This window comes from Endozoicomonas sp. NE40 (assembly GCF_040549045.1).
In the GTDB taxonomy this organism is placed as follows: domain Bacteria; phylum Pseudomonadota; class Gammaproteobacteria; order Pseudomonadales; family Endozoicomonadaceae; genus Endozoicomonas_A; species Endozoicomonas_A lisbonensis.
The window spans coordinates 167,230-185,280 of the sequence record NZ_JBEWTB010000002.1 but is presented as its reverse complement, the minus strand read 5'-3'; the positions used below and the strand labels follow the sequence as shown (position 1 = coordinate 185,280).

Below are 18,051 nucleotides of genomic sequence, written 5' to 3'. Positions count from 1 at the left end.
AGAGAGCCGGGATGTCTTGGGACTTTGATCAACGGCTGGATATATGTGACTGAAAAATTAAGCCAGCTTGAAGGTACTCCACAGGTTGATATCGCCTTTATAAAGGAGATACATAGAAACATCGCAGAGCATGACAGCAGATTTAATCCAGGGATTTTTTTTAGTGAAATGTCACCGGGTGAGCCTTCGACAATATATGTACCATTGGCTCATCAAAAGCTGGAGAGTGTTAAATTCTACGATTTGGACGGTCTCACTGAAGCTGAAACACGCCATTCAAGGCAGATGGAGACTCTTTGGAGTCAGAAAAAAAGCCGTGGTTTGCCCTATGTTTTTTGCTTTGCCTCCAGCGCTCAGGTCGGTAGTGGAGCGCCTGTTTTTATACCCCTGCCAGAAGGGAAGGCCAGGGCGCTGCTTGAAAACAGAGAGCAGCCCGAAGCTTTGCTCAAAGTGCTTCAGGACATTTTTTACCACCTTAAATATGACCAGCGTGATGTGGATATTTCCAGGCGTTTGGAAAGGCTTTATGGGGGCGGCTCAGGCGACGGAGATAAAGAGAAGTATTGGTTGAACCAGTGGGCAGAACATATCAGACAGCGTGGCGGTCAGACTGTTTTATCAATGTCTGTTTCGGAGGGTGTAGAACTTTTGATGGCGGCTTGTCTTAAGAGCCTGAACAAAGCGCTGTCAGAGGTTAACAGCCGGGAGCAGCTGTTTAAGGTGATTTGTTCTCATATCTCCGAAATGATTGCCCTCCATCCGTTTGACTCAGCAAATGGTCGTACATTTTGTCTGCTGATGCAGTATCTGTTAATGGCATATGGTTTCCCGCCAGCTACTTTCGACAGCCCCGGAATTTTTGCTTATGGTAGTCATGATCGGCAGCTTCAGGAGTTGGAGCGTTCTGTCGAGGCTTCCCGGATAGTACTTGAATGTGGTGGCCAGAAGAGTTTTTACCTGCATGGTTATCAGGCAAAAGGCTCAGAAAAAAGTGTTTTCAAGTCGACAGCGAAAATATTTCATCAGCAGAGGCAGCGGCAACAGTCAGCGCTTAAAGCAGCTGAAAGTAGACCATCAGCCCCGTTGGCCAACAGAAGGAGCACGCTTCTCCTTTCATCGCTCTGCCATTGAGGTAAATATGTGAGCGCCCAGCAAACCTTACCTTAAAAAACCGCCATTTGCCCGAATACTAAAGTCCCCCTTTTATGTATCATTTTGCGTGGATCACCCGGGCAAAAAACTTACGCTTTGCCGGGTGATCCGTGTTAGAGTGATAAAGGCGAGTCTGAAAACTGACTTTAGCTGCTTTCCGGCTCTGGTTCTTCTTCTGTTTCTGTCGCTTCTTCTGCTTCTTCTGTCGCTTCCTCTGCCTGCTCGTCTTCCTGTGCTGGCTTCATTTCAGCTTCGATAACAGGGAATATTTCTTTATCCAGAAAAATTTCCAGGTCTTTCATGATGACTTCTTTAACAGAATCGATATCAGGAGCGTCATCGTCCTCAATGCTTCCTGCGGAAACGATCTGAACGAGTTCTCTGACAATGTCAGTTAAATCTGAAGATAATTTATCTTTCAGCTTTGGAAGGATTAAGCCCAGTTGGATCTTGAATGCAATATCTTCTGACATGGTTTAAATTTCCCATGCTGGTTTATCAGGACTCTAAATATAGCAGTGAGGGCATGAAAGGATCTGGAGTATTTTCCTGCAGAAAGCGTATTTTCTCAAAGAGTTGAGTGTTTTCAGGAGCTTGATGAATCAGCTAAAAACTAATACGTGAGTTTAATGTCGCTCTTCAATTCTTTGTCCCGCAGTCAGCAGACTGGCACATTAACCTCTAAGCTTCTGTTCCACTTGACCGCTACATGAATAATCAGTAGAAAATTTATAGTGCGATTTTGATTCCTAATACTTAGCAGGAGAGCAGGTAGTGGAAAGCTTAAAGCATGGAAGCGTGGCAATAATAATAGAAAATCAGGCAAAGCTGGCGATCAATAAGGTTATCCAGAAAGCAGAGGATGAGTTTGTTGCTAACACGGTCAGTAAATGGTCACGTTCTGAAATTAGACGACGGCTGAAGGAAGATTTGCAAACAGCCTGCCAGATTGAGCTGGCGACTATTCCCATTTACCTGTTTACTTACTACTCTATTTCGCGCACTAAGACAATTGATAGTAGTGACGAACAAATCAGAGATATTAATTTATTCGCCAACAAAGCGGGTAGCAATATTATGAGTGTGGCTGTTGAAGAAATGCTACATATGTCGCTTTCTGCCAATATTTATTTTGCTCTTTTTGGGGAATCTCCAAAGCTATATGGTAAAGCACCTCAAAGCTATCCGACAGCGTTACCTAATCATAAATATACTGGCCCTTTAGGTCCTGATGGTAAGGGGGATGTATCTATTCCTCTGGGAAAGCTGAGCTATGATCAGTTATGGCATTTTCTGCAGATTGAGACGCCAGGAAAGGGACCGTTGCTACCTAAAGATTCTGACTGGGAATCCATTGGTCAGTTTTACTCGTATATTCGCTGTATGTTGCGCTCACCAAAGCTGACAGACAGTGATTTTCGAGTAGGGTCTGTAAACTATCAGATTCAGTCATACAATTATTCAGCCAATAATATTGATACTGCCAGCCCCCGATCCCGTTTTAATGAATGGAAAAATCCGGGGCAGGCGCACAGTGCGGCACAGGTGGCCCGGTTTGCTAACGATAACATCTATGTATCAGAATCAGAACCGGGTTCGGCAAATCCTCAGGGTTGTCCTCATCACAATGATGCCGAGCCTCAGTTAATGACCATCGGTTGCCGGGATGATGCATTACAAGCCATTGATACTATTTGTGAGCAGGGTGAAGGGCTGGGCCATTCAAGATGGGATGTTTCATCGCACTATGAAATATCTCATTATTATAAATTCCTGAAATTACAGGCTCAGTTTGAAGAATATCAGTCTCATCATCACGATGAAGAGTTACCCGTAAAGCCCATTCCTCCCCTGCCGGTTAAGCCAACTATTAATAAGAAAGTGTTAGAGCAGATTGTTTTTAATTTTCCGGATAATCCAAAGACGGAGGACTATCCGGAAGAGCTTCAACCTATATCGCAATTCTGTAATGGCCTTTTTCAATATATGTTGATTATGACCGAGACTATTTTTCAGGTGTATGCCGATCCAAATCTTGATGATGAATTACAGGAGCAAAAGCACTATTTTAATATTTCACTGCACCGTTCCATGATCTGGGTTCTGGATAAATATATTCAGACTATGCGTAAAATTGATCTTCCCGAAACGGCGGGGCAAAAGATGGCGCCCACTTTCGAATTTGTATGTTTAGGAGATGCTAAAGAAGCATTTAAAAAACTGACTGGATTGGGGCAGGCTGCTATTAATGCAGGAAAAAATACAGGTGTTTCCAGCGATATAGAATACTACGTTGGAATTGCTGTAGGGGGCGATAATAACCCTCTGCACCTTCCTGATGTTGCTGACTACTTAAAGTAAGCGATGATTTTTGCGTCTTTTCTATGGATGGAGGAGTGATAATGTCAAACAGCATAAAAAAAGGCCCGGGTTATCCGGTGCCGGAGTGTTACCCATTTAATAATGCCCCTGATTTCCCAAAAGAGATTGGTCAGCAGCCGCCTGGAGCTGAGTTGCATGCCTGCATGGGGCTCAATCAGTGTGCCGGTCAGGACCGTTTTGGTATTGCTGGGCCTAATGGTGATGATCCTAATGCCTGTGCAGGACAGGGCTTCTGTTCGACAGCTGTAGACCACAACTGTCATGTACAGAATGACTGTAAAGGACAGGGAGGATGCGGACTCTATGGAACAGCGGAAGAAATGAGCAATCCGGGCATGAATGCCTGTCAGTCTCTGGGCTCCTGTGCAACCCCTATTAATTCCCAGCGTTTTATTACTAATGGTGAATATCAGGGAACCAGTGTCTGGAAGCGTGCTCGCGCTGTTTTCCATGAACAAGTATGGCCAGTCCTGCGGGAGAAAAATAAGGACCTGCCTGAAAACCTGCCTCCGGTTGGAGGTGAAAATTTTGTTGTTGAGAATGGTGATATCTTCAGGGAAGGACCTTCTTATTTATGGATATCGGATGATAACAGGGAGCGTGGGAATATGACGGCCTGCGGTGCCAGTGGTATGAGTGGCGCTGGTGGTTGTGCATAAAGCATGAATAATCATCTTTCCGCCTCCCCTGACCGGATGCCTGATCTTGGACTTGGGATGGGGCTTCGTAACTGTCATTTTGACTACATTCTCAGCCACTGGCCAGAAGTGGACTGGTTCGAAGCCATCTCTGAAAATTTTATGGATTCCGGCGGACGTCCCGGGTACGTTATCCGGTCAGTCGCTGAACGTTATCCGGTGGTTCTTCATGGTGTATCCATGTCCATTGGCAGTACGGACCCATTGGATTTTGATTATCTTCGCAAGCTTAAGAAACTGGCTGGAGAGGTAGAAGCGGTCTGGATCAGTGACCATCTTTGCTGGACTGGCGTTAATGGCCTGCAGACTCATGATCTGTTGCCATTACCCATGACAGAAAAGACTCTGGAACATGTTATTTCCAGAGTCTACCAGGTTCAGGACTACCTTGAGCAGCCACTGATGCTTGAGAATCCAAGTTCTTATATCAGCTTTACGGAGTCTACGCTGACAGAGCCTGATTTTCTCAGGCATCTCAGTGAGGCGACCGGGTGTCGTTTATTGCTGGATGTGAACAATGTATTTGTTACCTGCTTTAACAGCGAACTTGATCCTGTTCAGTACCTCCGGAGCTTCCCAATGGATAAGGTGGTACAGATGCATCTGGCTGGCCACACTCACTGTGGTAGTCATATTATCGATACCCATGATCAGCCCGTTACTGATGCAGTCTGGGAGTTGTATCGCATGGCCTGGCAAATGACCGGAGGGGTTTCAACCCTGCTTGAGTGGGATGGCAATATACCGGAGTTTGAAGTCTGTCAGTCGGAGCTGTTGAAAGCCAGGAAGTATATGTCGGGTCAACCGGACAATCTTCAAACCTCCGGTTCAGCTGTTTCCAGATCTGCTTATCTATCGACACCCGTCGATTTTATGGTGCCTGACATTATGGCAGCGACGGCTGTGGAGAAAGAAGTGGAGAACTCATGACGGTCACTGATCTTGACCAGTTTCAGAGCTGGATGCAGAAAGTGCTGATTAATTCATCCGACACTTCTGTCCAGACAGCGGGTACTAAAATTGCCGCTTCATCCCGACAGTCACCACAGGCACGGCTGGCTATTTATCAACGCAGTTACTACGCCAGATTACTGAAGTGCATGAGAGAACAGTTTCCAGCTTTGTGTTATGCGCTGGGTGAGAGGCTCTTTAATGATTTCAGTCTGGAATATTTGCGTAAAAACCCTTCTCAGAGTTATACCCTCTACGAATTAGGCAGCCGTTTTCCTTCCTATCTGGCAGGCTCCCGACCCGATAAAAACAGTTCAGTCAAGGAAGCCTGGATTACTTTTATGGTGGAACTGGCAACGTTTGAACGACAGTTGTTTGTTTTATTTGATGAACCGGGCGCTGAGGGAATGATCAGTGCATCAGAAGAGACGGATGACCAGCACCTGCAACTGCAGCCAGCCATAAAGCTTGGTCATTTCAGTTTTCCTGTGATGGATTTTTATCAGGCAGTTCGCCGTAAAGAGGAACCTGAATTACCACCTTTCCAACCCGTTAGCCTGATGATGGTTCGTAAAAACTACCAGACCCATATTTTGTCACTGACTAAAGCGCATTATGTTTTTCTGCAGGCCATGCAGTCGGGTATGGATGTATCAGGCGCATTGCAACACACAGCTATTTCACTCAACCTGTCATTAGAGAGGGTAACTCGTTCCTGGCAACACAGAGACGGTGTACGAAATCGCTGGCTGTCGTTTGGGGTGTTTGTTGAACTCAATATATAAGGCTGTAATCTGCTTAACTGAACAGTACTTCACCCCTTTCTGGTGTTGAGTTGTACCTGTCGTACATGGCTTGGTAGAGTAAAGCCTAATAACGACGTTCAGGACCCGGTCCGACAGGAAGTTGATGAATGCGAGAACATCAAATTCAACCAAATCTTCACCAGAAACCCAAAACCGCTATTCTTTTTGACGCAGAAAATATCTCCTGGCAGCACGTTGAGCAGGTGCTTTCTCTGGCCAGTATCCATGGCAAGCCTATTCTTCGTGCCTATGCTGATTTTTCCCGACCCGAAACCAAGGGCTGGCAGGAGCCGGCACTGACTCATGGGATAAGGACAATCCATCAGTTCAGCTACAACAGCAAAAACAGCAGTAGCGATTTTTTGATGATGCATGATGCGTTCAAGCTGATCCATAGTGGCAAAATTGATACGTTCGTAATTGTTACAAATGACAGTGATTTTATTACGCCTATCCAGCTCTTGCGCCAGTCCGGGGCTTATGTTCACGGAATGGGAAATCATGGGCGTGCGCAAAAGTTACTGGTGCAATGTTGTAACCAGTTCAGCTGGCTTGGTCTGAGTGACCTGGCTTCAGATAAAGAGTGCTCGGGTATCCCTGACTCCGTCGTCAATAAAATACTTAAAGCCTACGCGGGTATGAGTAAAAGTGAGAATGGAACGGTTCCTGTGGGGCAGCTGAAAGTTGAGTCTGATATAGCCCTGAGCAAAAGCGCCAAGTTTTCTAAATTGCTGGCTCAAACCGGACGTTTTGAACTGCTGGAAAATAATACACTGGCAAGGCTGTGTCTCTGATATGCCCCATGATGGTTATGGGGCATGTGATTCAGGGGCTTATGGTGAATGTGACGTACACAGCCTGCAGTTGCCCAGCAGGGGATCAATATTCTGGTTGCCGGCGAGTCTGTCGATCATCTTGTTCAAATCGGTTTGTACTCTGATTCCCCCAACCCTCTCCGGAGTGTGGACTACCCACTGGTGGTCGTTGTCTCTTTCGGCGAACTGGAACTGAAATGCCAGATTACCTGGCATACCTAATCGCAAGTCTGAAACAATGAGTTTGTTGCCCTCAACCCGGTAACTGAGAAAGCCGTGTGTGAAAGCCTGAAAGTCTTTCAGGCGTTCGGGTGTTTCTGCTAATGGCCAGTGGCCTCGCTCTTGTGGGATAAAGCGAACTTCCCGTTTCTTGTCGAGCAGTGACGCCGAACCTTCCCAGTAAGTGTCACCGTCCAGTACCACGATGCGCCAGAGTATAGTGTTTAAGGGGGTTGGCGTTATAAACAGCTTGTCCTGTGGAATGCCCAGTGCTGTAAGGCTATCGAGGGTGCGTTGCTCTATGATCTGTTTGGCAACCAGGCTCCAGCCCAGATAGGCGGTTGATACGATCAGAGCTATAGAGCAGAACCGCGCTGCCTGTCTGCGTTTTACCAGGCTGAAACCAATAGCGACCAGCAGGGGCAGGGTGTAAAGGGGATCGATAATAAAGATGCTGGATAAGGAGTAATACCCGGGAATGGGCCATGTCAGCTGCGTGCCGTAGCTAGTGAAATAATCGAGTAATGGGTGGGTAATAAGAACTGTGGCAATCAGCAGCCATAGTCGTGTAAAAGACCAGCCAGCTAATGGTTTGAACCTGTTAATCAACCAGGACAGCAACAGGGAGAAAGGGAGCAGAGTTAATAGCGAGTGCGAGAAGCCCCGGTGTTTGATCATGTTACTGACGTCATCACCGTAACTGATAACGACATCCAGATCGGGCAGGGTACCCAGAAGAGCGCCAGCCAGCAACACTTTGCCATTACATCGTTTGCCAGCTATGGCTCCGGCAACCGCTGCCCCCAGGGCTGCCTGTGTAATTGAATCCACAGAATATCTCTTACGTTAGTGATGTCGGGAAAGAGTAACTTATTCAGGCTCATTTTAGCCATATTTACGGTGGGTTCAGGTGGCATTAGCGGCTGCTACATGGCTCACTTTGCCAGAAACAAAGTGGGCCATACGAGACGGGTTACTCGTCTGCCCAGGGAAGTTCAGGCAGGGTGTCGAGGTACTGTCCGTAACGGTTTTCATCAAAACTCATGCCGTCTTCAACCACATGGGTCATCTCCTGTCCCAGTGCGCAGGCGATGTACTCCAGTGCTTCCTGTTCTGAAAAGCCGGTCATGCGGAGGCGCATCATGGTTTCTTTTACTTTTATCGGGTTGCCTTCATTCAGTTGATTGCGGACAACGTCGATCAGCATGTCACCGGTGAAAAGGGTTTGGTTATCTGTCATGTTTTTTACTGCTTGAAAAAAATGAGTGAGTATAACAATGTCTTTCAATAAATAATTCGCTGGTCAGGCTTTTTCAAACAGGTGCCTGACCTGTTCCGTTCGTGCAAATCGCTTTACGCCATGCTGGCTGTCGAAAAGAATGACAAAGTTGCTGTCATTCACTTCGATCACTTTGCCAACACCAAAAATGCTGTGTCTAACTCTTGCGTCAGGTTGCCAGGGTTCATTGTCTGAGATCATGCCTGTCTGATTCAGGGAAGACAGTACCGCCTGTCTGGCAGGATGAGACCGGGCTTTATTGTAGGACTGCTTTTTTTGTTGACTCAGAATGTCTTTACGGGACGGTATTCTGGCAATAGCTTCTGCCAGCTCCGGACGTACCGCTTCCAGATAAAGGCGGCTTTGTCGGGTCAGGCCGGTCTGTTCCATGGCCTTTATCAGAGAAGCGTTGTCGTTTTCATGCAGATGTCGGCTGAAGGTCTGAGCCGCAGGTAACGCCATCTCTGCCAGAAAACGACTGGGGGTGACTTTTTTATCCTGCGCCCAGTTGGATGACAGAGTATTAATATCGCCCGGGCAGGTGAACAGGTGTAATGTCTTTCTGGCTCTGGTCATGGCAACGTACAGAAGTCGTCGTTCAGCTTCAAGGTCGTTGGCTGTTGGTCCGGCAAGATCGTCTTCGCGGACAAAGGGCCAGTACCTGCCGGTCAGTCCCGGAATAAAAACGACAGGCCACTCCAGTCCTTTGGCCCGGTGGCTGGAACTGAGGGTAATCAGCTGGTTGTCTGAACGGCTGCGGGATCGTTCCCGGTTTTTCTGCTTCAACGAAACAATATGCTGATAGCATTCGGATGGTGACGCATTAAACTGCCGGATGTAGGCAAGCAGCCCGTCAATGGCCAGCAGTTGTTCTTCTGTACGCTGGTCATTAAGGCTCATGGATTGCAGGCTTTCGCGTAACTCTGTCTGAATAATGTAGTTATTCAGCAACCTGACTGTTGTTTCACTGTCGCCACTTTTTTCCAGATAGCTCCAGACTTTTCCCCGGATAGCCAGTTTCTTTCGCTGATAGTCCGAGATGCCGGTGATATGCTCCGAATAAAGGGACAATGCTTTGCCATAGCCTTCTTCAAGCCTTTTAAGATTGTTGACCAGTTGTTCAGTAAGATGGGTTTTCAGCCCGATATGAGGCAGAGTCAACAATCGCTGCAGACGCTTCTGTCGCTGATCAATGCTCATAAAATGGAACTGTCCGCTGTTTAGCTCCAGTGCTGCCATTAATGCGTCGATCTCGGGGCGTTCAAACAGTGACGGGCCGTCGTGGCGGTACGGTATTCCCCGTTCAAGCAAGCTCAGTTCAATGGGAACCGCCTGCGCCCAGACCCTGACCAGTATCGCCAGAGCTTCCGGCGCGGGCTGTTGCAGATGGTTGATCAGCGCTTTAATCAGGCTGTCGGTTTCATCCTGGCTCTGTGTAACTTCAATGTTTGAGGGAGCGTTATCATGATGGGCCTGACAGATAACGTTTTTACGGGCTCTGTTTCTGGCGATCAGATGGCTGGCAGCCATGGCAATGCTGTGGCCATAGCGGAAGGTGTGAGGCAGGGTCAGCTGGTCAACATCAGCCTGCTGGCCAAAGTCATTTTCAAAATGGTGGAGGATGTTGTCAATGTTCGCTCCGGCGAACTCGTAGATGGTCTGATCAGGATCGCCCACGGCGACCACCCGGGCTCTGTCTCCGGCAATGATCTGGGTAAACCGGTGCTGCAGGGTGGAGGTGTCCTGATACTCATCGACAATAATGTAGTCCATCTTGTTGGTCACGCGCGGCAGAATTTCCGGGTGCTGTTCAATCAGACAGACAGGGTCGTACAGCATGTCGGTGAAGGTGATGCGGCGATGCTGATGTCGCCACTGCTCAAAAGCGTAGAATACCTGCTGATAAAAACGGAATTCGTCAGGGTAATCATTATCCCTGAAGTATTGTTCTGGTGTTGTCAGAAAGGCTTTGACCGAATCAATAAACTGGATAGCGCTTTCGATATATTTGGCGGTATCACTCTTCAGACGGTCTTTCATGCTGCCGGGGGCAAACTGGAATATCAGGTCCTTGATCAGCAACTCCGTCTCTTTGTCTCCCATTGGCTGGCGCTCGCAGGGTGTTCTGAGTCCCCAGTTTTCGAGGGACTTTAACAGGCGCAGGCCGGTTGAATGGTAGGTTCTTACTTCGGGCGAGAGCGTTTCAGCTGGCAGTGACTGTCTGACCAGTCTGTCCAGTTTGTCGCTGAAATCCAGCTGGGCCGATTTGTTGAACATCATTACCATCATTCGCCGGGCATCTGCGCCGGATGTCAGCAGATTTTTGATCAGATGTGCCAGGGTGGTGGTTTTGCCAGAGCCTGCAACGGCGATGCACAGGGCGTGACCATTCTGGTGGCTGGCAACAGTATGCTGATGAGGCGTCAGTTCCATAGAGAGTGATAACGATTGAAAGAGAGACCGGGGTAAAACTGAGTAGTCTGTTTATCGTAACAGAATCTTAATGGCAGCGTTACAGCACCGTCTGGCAATTAATAAAAATTCAATGAAATAAAAATAAATTAGAAATACTTTTTCGCTATAAAAAGCGACTTGTCAGGGCAATTGTTCTCCGAAGCAGTTGGAATGTCATAGTATTAGGGTTATTGACTGAGATTGCCTGATACTGCATGTCACACTCAGTGGCAGCAGGTAAAAGCAGTACGGAGCAGGGAGGCTCAGAAATGAAACAGCACCACTACCTGTTAGAAGACCTCAGGGCGGCAGAAGATGCCGTTATAACGCTGGAAAATGCCGGCATCCGGCCCAAGCAGATTCATGTTTTCCACAATGATCATCTGGCCATGCAGAAGCGCAATTTGAATGATGCCAGCTTTATCAGTGAGCTGGATATCCTTCATGCGGGAGAACGTGGCTTGCTGATCGGTATGTTTGCAGCCGGGCTGGTGGCCTTTATCGTCTGGGAGCTGATGGCTGGTCATGAAATAGTGGCGATGGTCAGTGTTTTTGCCGGGCTGGTCGCTATGGGTTTTTGTACCTGGCTGGGAGGAATGATTGGTGCCAGCAGCGACAATTACAGGATTCAGCCCTATCACGATCATATCGCGGCGGGTGGTAGTGTCATTATTGTTGATGTTACCCTGGGCAAAGAGCTGTTTGTCCTGGACACAATGGCCACCACCCATCCTGAAGCCCGGCACAAGGGGCTGAGTTCCTCAATTGATAATCCTGTGGCCGGGTCTCTCTTCCTGCGTAAACACGCTGAGTGGTAATCTGGCCTGCCAGCATCAGGTAAGCGAGGAGGTCTGCCTGGTGCTTGTGATTATTGCTTGTGACTATTGCCCGATATCCATTCCCCTACGACGCCCGGCTGGCAAAAGGTTTGCTGGATGGTCATGGTATTCCTGCGTTTGTTTTCGATGAGCATCTGATCACAATGAACTGGCTCTACTCCAATGCAGGATTGATTCCAGTGTCGTGTAATTTACAGCGGTAGCTTAGGGAAGGGTGCGGGTCGGATTGCGCTGAAGGGAGGTGGAGGTGCTATCCTGATTCGGTTAACTGATAAGTAGTATTGGATGTGCTGATCTGCAGGTTGTTACTACGTACCTGAACATTTTTTAACATGGGAAAAGTTGGCAGTATTTGGTGCAACTGGCTGGTTTTGTTGAATGTTCGAAGCGTTTGAACGAACTGTCAGGCCATTCGGAAAGTACTTTCTGTTCAATTTTGGCCTCCTGAGTATAATGCGCAGCCAGTTTCTGCCCTCCTTCAAGGTGTTTTTTCCCCATGCAAGTTCTTATGAGCCTGGTTGGTATGGTGGCGATACTCGGTATTGCTTACCTGCTTTCCGACAACCGTAAAGCGATTAACCTTCGTACTGTTGGTGGTGCCTTTGCCATACAGGCATTTCTGGGTGCTTTCGTACTTTATATCCCATTTGGTCAGGATGTCCTGTCTGGCATGACTAACGGTGTGCAGGCCGTATTGAACTACGCCAGCGATGGTATTGGTTTTGTCTTTGGTGACCTGGCGAACTTCAAGGTTGGCTTTATCTTTGCTATCCACGTTCTGCCTGTAATTATCTTTGTGGCTGCTCTGGTTGCGGTTCTGTACCACCTGGGTGTTATGCAGAAGGTGATTGGTGTTATCGGTGGTGGCTTACAGAAGCTGCTGGGAACCAGTCGTACAGAATCCCTGTCTGCAGCAGGTAACATCTTTGTCGGTCAAACTGAAGCACCACTGCTGGTTCGCCCTTACATCGCCAAGATGACTCAGTCTGAGCTGTTTGCCGTTATGGTAGGTGGCCTGGCTTCCGTAGCTGGTGCGGTTATGGCGGGTATTGCCAGCATGGGTGTCGATCTGCAGTACCTGATTGCAGCCAGTTTCATGGCGGCACCGGGTGGTCTGCTGATGGCGAAGATGATTAAGCCTGAAACCGAAGTGCCTCATGATTCCGCTGAAGCACTGGAAGATTCCGATGAAGAAAAGCCAGCCAACCTGTTTGATGCAGCGGCGGGCGGTGCGGCTTCCGGTATGAAACTGGCGGCGGTGATTGGTGCCATGTTGCTGGCTTTCATCTCCCTGATCTCTATGACTAACGGCATTATGGGCTGGATTGGAGGCTTTGTTGGCCAGCCAGACCTGACCGTTGAAATGATTCTGGGTTACCTCTTCTCGCCTCTGGCATTCATTATTGGTGTACCCTGGTCTGAGGCTCTGAGTGCTGGTTCTTTCCTGGGCCAGAAAATTGTTCTGAACGAGTTTGTAGCGTTTTCTAATTTTGCTACTTACGTAGATCCGGAAGCGGCTCTGGCAGCAGGTGTTGAGGTGTTCTCTGAGCATACTCAGGCGATCATGACCTTTGCGCTGTGTGGTTTCGCTAACCTGTCTTCTATTGCCATTCTGTTGGGTGGCCTGGGTTCCATGGCACCAAGTCGTCGTACTGACATTGCCCGGTTTGGTCTGAAGGCTGTGGCAGCTGGTACGCTGTCTAACCTGATGAGTGCTACGATTGCAGGACTCTTTCTCGCCCTGTAATAAGAGATTGGCCCTGCATCAAAAAAGCCGCTTTATGCGGCTTTTTTTGTGTGTGGTGAAAGTTAATGAGCGAGTTGTATTCAGGGTTTGTTGGTTTGAACTAATTAAGAATGACCCTAGTCGGAAATATTCTAAATAAAAAAGAACTTTTTTTGGTGGTTTAGCTATTTTAAAAGCGCTTGGCAATCAATAATCGTGTTTGTTCTGGCTTATATGATCGGGCTGTGAAATGTAGTTAATCTTTTATCCTTGTTATACCAATAAAGTTTTTAAATAACATAATAGTTGTGATGCGCTGGTCTGGATATTTCTGGCGCGAGTGTGCAGTGTAAATCTACAACTGCCATCAATTTTGTCTGTTCCGAAGTCTTGGCCTGTTGAGAGTACAGAACTTCTGTCAAGTAATGCCAGTTTAAGTAATTAATCTACTTTCTTTGTTATCGGGGGATCAGTGTGCTTAGTCTCAGTGGTATCTAAAGCGGTTAAAACCTGATTATCCGATGGTTGATTGTGAGGGCTGGTAACAAGTTTTTAAGTTGTTATCTTAAGGGGTGGTTGTGGAAATATTCTGCGACCAGATGGTGATGTATAAGTATTTATTCCTGTTTATTCTGGTGTGTTTAATGGCCTCCAGAGCTGGTGCTCAGAACTATGTGCTTTATATACAGGCGAAAGAGACAAAAGCCAGAATTTATGTAGATTTGATTAACGATGTAGAAGATGAATCTGCCAGTCCAAACTGGTTATGGGGTTTTCTTAACTACTACCTTTCGCGACGAAGTGGTGAAGTCCAGGCTGCTGTACCACCTGAAGAGTACGAAATGAACGGGTACACTTATCAATCGTTGTCTGATGCGGGGCCGGGAGGAGGGTTGCAGGGCTCCGATCAAAGTGGGGCTGCTGTTCCCGAATCATCAGAAACTGATGTCTGTCCCGCAGAGATTGTCAGGCAGACGGTCAGTTCTGAATCTGTAGACAAGCAGCCTGAAGCTTTGAGGTCTCTGCATGGAGTGATGGTGTCTACGGGCAATGTTCATGTCTCTGCCTGGCTGGAAGATGGTTCTCCCGGGGAGGAATCGCAGGAGTCACCCGTCTTTCGGGTTCCTGGGAACCGGGTGGAAGAATTTACCCGTTTAATGGTCAGTCTGATGGGTATGGAGGGCGAGCAAATAAATACTTTCAGCCCAATGCGTCGCCTGGGGAAATATGTGTTCGATTCCAGTGCGAATCCTCGCTGGAAGTGGGGGAGATGGATTGCTCCATTTGTCGGGCTTGCTGCTTCAGGCGGAGCGTATGCAGGATTTAGCCTGGGTGTTAATGGGCTGGGAGCTGGCTGTGTTACGACGGGGGCGATGTGTACCCCCGCAAGTACATGGTTTTTAGGATATACACCATTTTCCAGTGTCTATCAGATAAGATTTTCATTCAGATGGAGCAGTCTTCCCGTTACCTGGGAGCAAATCACCTATCTCCGACAAGTTGCCAGCATGTTGCAGTGTACTGGAGAATATGACCTTGTGGCATCCTCTTTGACTTCTCTGACCCGGCAACAAGATCTGACCTTTCGTGCTCGTATGCCAGCTGGTGTGAGTGCCGATCAGCTTGTGACATGGCTTGAAAACTTGAATCGGCAGTATGGCAGCAGGTTTTCGATCGATGTGAGGCCTGTCAGCGAGTAGAAATATACAGCCTGTCAAACAACCAGGTTTCTGAATTCTGGTTAACCTTATACAGGGCAGCAGGCCGGTTGCTGCCCCTTTTCAGTTTTCCTGTATCAATCAGCAAATCTCCTTGCAGGAAGCGGTTTCGGATAGAACGCATGGGAGGGGCTTTGTCCAGTACCGCTGAAAAAACACCATGGATTTCTGACAGTGTAAAGGTGTCGGGTAACAGATAGACGGGCAGGGATGAATACTGGATTTTGCTTCTTAACCGGTCAAGGGCCTGCTGGATCAGGCGACTGTGGTCATAAGCCAGTTGTTCCTGCAGGGTTTCAATGTCTGCAGGCAGCCACTTTGCTCCGGGGGTCAGCTGTTCACCATCATTGCTGTCGATCAGTGCGTAATAGACAATGGTCAACGACCATCCCCGCGAGTCCCGCTGATTGTCCCCCAGGGTCACTACCTGTTCCATATAGCCAGGCTTTTTACTGGTCAGGCGCTCAAGCTGACGATAAGCGGTATCGTCCACACTCTGGTCTTTTACCGGATCAATTTTTCCGGCAGGTAGCATCCATTGTGAGTCATTTCTGTCTGTCTGTATCCTCTGGGCGAGTACATGCAGTTTGCCATTGAATAGCCGGAACGCAACAACATCGACCGAAATGAGTGCCGTATTCAGGCTCATATAAATTCCTTTGGTATCAACAGATTAACGGTTATTCGTCGTTATTCTACCTGAATCGTCCGAACAGGTGTCGGCTTGACAGGATAGTGAACTAAGTTCACTATGTTAGTGAACCACTTTCATTTTGTCACCCTGAGGTTATCCATGGTTGAAATTGACGCTTCTGACATCATTGCCTCCTTCGACGTGGATGCCCAGAACTGCTTTACCCCACTGTGTCCTGATGAATTGCCAGTGCCAGAGGGGAATACCATTGCCGATGCGCTGAATGCGCAGGCAGAGTTGGCGCACTGGCGGGTTGGATCGAAAGATGCACATCCTGTGTCAGCCATCTGGGTGGCCAGTAACGAGAATCCGCAGCTGACGCCTTTGAGCGATCATGCCAACTCAGACAGATACTGGAATCTCCATGCGGTACCGGGTACCTATGGTTTTGAGTTGCTGGAGGGGTTGCCAGCGGTCACGGATTATGATTTTTTTGTCTGGAAAGGCATTGAGCCCGACCTTCACCCCTATGGTGCCTGCTATCACGATCTGGCCGATACCCGAAGTACCGGTGTGATTGAATTTCTGCGTGACCGCAATACCCGCACTGTGCTTGTGGGAGGTTTGGCCCTGGACTTCTGTGTAAAAGTGACGGTTCTGCAACTGCTGCAGGCGGGGTTCAGGGTGGTTGTTAACCTGTCTGCAACCCGAAGTCTCTCCGAAGCGACAGAGCAGCAGGCGATGACGCAGATGCGTGAGGCGGGTGCAGAGTTTATTAATAGTCTGGACGAGCTTGTTTTTCGTTCGCAGCAATTGATGGAAGCCTGAATTTGATGACTGATTGCACAGCCGGTGTTATCGAGCCGGTGACTGTAAAACCAATAATTACCTCGCTGCTGGATACTGACCTCTACAAGTACACCATGCAGCAGGTGATGTTCAGTTGTTACCCGAATGCCAGGGGCAAGATGAGCTTTCGTTGTCGTTCGGGACAGCTGGATCTGGATTTGAAAGAGCTGCGCACCCAGATCGATTCACTGGCTGAGCTGTCTCTGACCGAAGAGGAACTGTTCTGGTTAGGGGAGTTGCCTTTTATAACGTCGGAGTTTGTTAACTGGCTGCGATGTTTTCGTCTTGACCCGAAAACGGTTCATATTGCAGAGTCCGGCGGGCATGTGGACATTACTGTTACCGGCAACTGGGCTGAGATTACGCACTTCGAAATCTTTATTCTGGCCATTGTGAGCGAGCTTCATTGCCGTCGTCATTTTCGTGGTAAACCTGAGCGCTCAGGAGAACTGCGGCTGCAGACTAAGATTCAACGGTTTAAAGCTGACCTGGGTGATCGTGCTGATTTTAACCTGGTGGACTTTGGTACCCGACGCCGTTTCTCCGGACAGTGGCATGAACATGTTGTCAGAACCCTGCAGAAAGAGTTGCCCTCGGCATTTGCGGGTACCAGTAATCTACACCTTGCCCGAACCCTTGGTCTGAAACCTGTCGGCACTATGGCTCACGAATGGTTGCAGGCGCATCAGGCGCTGGGAAACAGTTTGTCTGACTTTCAGCAGGACGCGCTGCTTACCTGGCTGGATTATTACGATGGTCAGCTGGGTGTTGCCCTGACGGACACCGTCAGCATGAAGGCATTTCTGCAGGACTTTGACTACCGTCTTGCCACCGCTTATGCCGGTATCCGGCATGATTCCGGTGACCCTGTTGCATGGGGTGAGCAGGCTCTGGCGCACTATGTCAGCCTGGGTATTGATGCCCGTGACAAGACATTTGTATTTAGTGACAAGCTGGATTTTGATACGGCAGTCATGCTGTACCGGCATTTTTCAGGTCGGGTGAAAGTCAGCTTTGGTATAGGCACTTACCTGACTAACGATATGGGTCAGGCTGCGCCGAATATTGTTCTCAAGCTGGTGGAACTGAATGGCCAGCCAGTCGCCAAACTGTCAGACAGTCCGGGTAAAATCATGTGTGAGGATGATGAGTTTATTGCCAGGCTCAGGGCTTCCTTTCTCAGGAAGTCAGCATAAGATTATGAAAAATCAGCAGTTTCGATAAAAATAGTTATAACTGGTGGTTGACGGGCAGGGGTTAAATATGGAGAATGCGCAGCATCAAGACGACGGGGCGATTCGCTGAAACGGCAAACCGATCCGGAGCTTGCATTATGGTGGACCCTGTCGGTCCCCCCGCAATGATCAGCTGTAAACTCCGCCAGGCCCGGAAGGGAGCAACGGTAGCAGTGACATCATGTGCCGGGGTGTGGCTGGCAGGGTTTGCCTCCAATCTCGAATTGATCCTTTCTCTGCCTGTCAGGCGCTCTGATTCACATTAAGCTATTTTTTATTGATACGGTCCGATGG

The 18,051-nt window shown here is 48.3% G+C and carries 17 protein-coding genes and 1 other RNA gene; 13 read left to right on the top strand and 5 right to left on the bottom strand.

The window, feature by feature from the left end; all coding sequences use genetic code 11:
• The first annotated feature begins 24 nt into the window (after window positions 1–24).
• On the top strand, window positions 25–1,131 hold the full coding sequence (locus V5J35_RS01910; RefSeq protein WP_354016249.1) for a Fic family protein: 1,107 nt from the start codon (window positions 25–27) through the stop codon (window positions 1,129–1,131).
• A 167-nt stretch (window positions 1,132–1,298) separates the two neighbouring features.
• On the opposite strand, the gene V5J35_RS01905 is transcribed toward V5J35_RS01910, so the two are convergent.
• Entirely contained in the window at window positions 1,299–1,625 is a 327-nt protein-coding gene (locus tag V5J35_RS01905) for a hypothetical protein (RefSeq protein WP_354009646.1), read from the bottom strand.
• A gap of 301 nt (window positions 1,626–1,926) precedes the next feature.
• Here V5J35_RS01905 and V5J35_RS01900 point away from each other — a divergent pair, with 301 nt between their 5' ends.
• The 5 genes from V5J35_RS01900 to V5J35_RS01880 all read left to right on the top strand — a co-directional run bounded on the left by V5J35_RS01900 (window position 1,927) and on the right by V5J35_RS01880 (window position 6,783).
• The gene (locus V5J35_RS01900) at window positions 1,927–3,513 is read left to right on the top strand and encodes a ferritin-like domain-containing protein (RefSeq protein WP_354009645.1); all 1,587 of its coding nucleotides are present in this window, start codon (window positions 1,927–1,929) and stop codon (window positions 3,511–3,513) included.
• A 41-nt stretch (window positions 3,514–3,554) separates the two neighbouring features.
• Window positions 3,555–4,193 (top strand): hypothetical protein, encoded by a 639-nt coding sequence (locus V5J35_RS01895; protein ID WP_354009644.1) that lies wholly within the window; start codon window positions 3,555–3,557, stop codon window positions 4,191–4,193.
• Window positions 4,194–4,196: 3 nt separating this feature from the next.
• Entirely contained in the window at window positions 4,197–5,162 is a 966-nt protein-coding gene (bufB, locus tag V5J35_RS01890; RefSeq protein ID WP_354009643.1) for an MNIO family bufferin maturase, read from the top strand.
• The gene (locus tag V5J35_RS01885) at window positions 5,159–5,968 is read left to right on the top strand and encodes a DNA-binding domain-containing protein (RefSeq protein ID WP_354009642.1); all 810 of its coding nucleotides are present in this window, start codon (window positions 5,159–5,161) and stop codon (window positions 5,966–5,968) included. The genes bufB and V5J35_RS01885 overlap by 4 nt, the downstream gene beginning before the upstream one ends.
• A gap of 128 nt (window positions 5,969–6,096) precedes the next feature.
• Window positions 6,097–6,783, top strand: a complete 687-nt coding sequence (locus tag V5J35_RS01880) for an NYN domain-containing protein (RefSeq protein ID WP_354009641.1) — start codon at window positions 6,097–6,099, stop codon at window positions 6,781–6,783.
• 39 nt (window positions 6,784–6,822) lie between these two features.
• On the opposite strand, the gene V5J35_RS01875 is transcribed toward V5J35_RS01880, so the two are convergent.
• From V5J35_RS01875 to V5J35_RS01865, 3 genes are all read right to left on the bottom strand, one after another.
• Window positions 6,823–7,854: a metal-dependent hydrolase gene (locus V5J35_RS01875; RefSeq protein WP_354009640.1), complete on the bottom strand. Its 1,032-nt coding sequence runs from the start codon at window positions 7,852–7,854 to the stop codon at window positions 6,823–6,825.
• Between the two features lie 142 nt (window positions 7,855–7,996).
• Window positions 7,997–8,263 carry a hypothetical protein gene (locus tag V5J35_RS01870; RefSeq protein WP_354009639.1) on the bottom strand — a complete coding sequence of 89 codons (267 nt, stop codon included), beginning with the start codon at window positions 8,261–8,263 and terminating at the stop codon, window positions 7,997–7,999.
• 63 nt (window positions 8,264–8,326) lie between these two features.
• On the bottom strand, window positions 8,327–10,735 hold the full coding sequence (locus V5J35_RS01865) for an ATP-dependent helicase (protein ID WP_354009638.1): 2,409 nt from the start codon (window positions 10,733–10,735) through the stop codon (window positions 8,327–8,329).
• A 236-nt stretch (window positions 10,736–10,971) separates the two neighbouring features.
• On the opposite strand from V5J35_RS01865, the gene V5J35_RS01860 reads away from it, so the two are divergent.
• The 4 genes from V5J35_RS01860 (at window position 10,972) to V5J35_RS01845 (ending at window position 15,021) form a co-directional block, all read left to right on the top strand.
• Window positions 10,972–11,574, top strand: coding sequence for a hypothetical protein (locus V5J35_RS01860; RefSeq protein ID WP_354009637.1), 603 nt, complete (start codon window positions 10,972–10,974; stop codon window positions 11,572–11,574).
• A 59-nt stretch (window positions 11,575–11,633) separates the two neighbouring features.
• Window positions 11,634–11,798, top strand: a complete 165-nt coding sequence (locus V5J35_RS01855) for a putative signal transducing protein (protein ID WP_354009636.1) — start codon at window positions 11,634–11,636, stop codon at window positions 11,796–11,798.
• A gap of 293 nt (window positions 11,799–12,091) precedes the next feature.
• On the top strand, window positions 12,092–13,342 hold the full coding sequence (locus V5J35_RS01850; protein WP_354009635.1) for a NupC/NupG family nucleoside CNT transporter: 1,251 nt from the start codon (window positions 12,092–12,094) through the stop codon (window positions 13,340–13,342).
• 557 nt (window positions 13,343–13,899) lie between these two features.
• The gene (locus tag V5J35_RS01845; protein WP_354009634.1) at window positions 13,900–15,021 is read left to right on the top strand and encodes a hypothetical protein; all 1,122 of its coding nucleotides are present in this window, start codon (window positions 13,900–13,902) and stop codon (window positions 15,019–15,021) included.
• Here V5J35_RS01845 and V5J35_RS01840 read toward each other — a convergent pair.
• Window positions 15,011–15,688, bottom strand: a complete 678-nt coding sequence (locus V5J35_RS01840; protein WP_354009633.1) for an NUDIX hydrolase — start codon at window positions 15,686–15,688, stop codon at window positions 15,011–15,013. The two genes, V5J35_RS01845 and V5J35_RS01840, sit on opposite strands and share 11 nt — an antisense overlap.
• Window positions 15,689–15,832: 144 nt before the next feature.
• Between V5J35_RS01840 and V5J35_RS01835 the strand changes: the two genes are divergently transcribed.
• The 3 genes from V5J35_RS01835 to ffs all read left to right on the top strand — a co-directional run bounded on the left by V5J35_RS01835 (window position 15,833) and on the right by ffs (window position 17,963).
• Window positions 15,833–16,501, top strand: coding sequence for an isochorismatase family protein (locus V5J35_RS01835; RefSeq protein WP_354009632.1), 669 nt, complete (start codon window positions 15,833–15,835; stop codon window positions 16,499–16,501).
• Between the two features lie 5 nt (window positions 16,502–16,506).
• Window positions 16,507–17,718, top strand: coding sequence for a nicotinate phosphoribosyltransferase (gene pncB / locus V5J35_RS01830; RefSeq protein ID WP_354009631.1), 1,212 nt, complete (start codon window positions 16,507–16,509; stop codon window positions 17,716–17,718).
• A gap of 148 nt (window positions 17,719–17,866) precedes the next feature.
• Window positions 17,867–17,963: signal recognition particle sRNA small type (gene ffs, locus V5J35_RS01825), an RNA gene on the top strand.
• The last annotated feature ends 88 nt before the right edge of the window (window positions 17,964–18,051 follow it).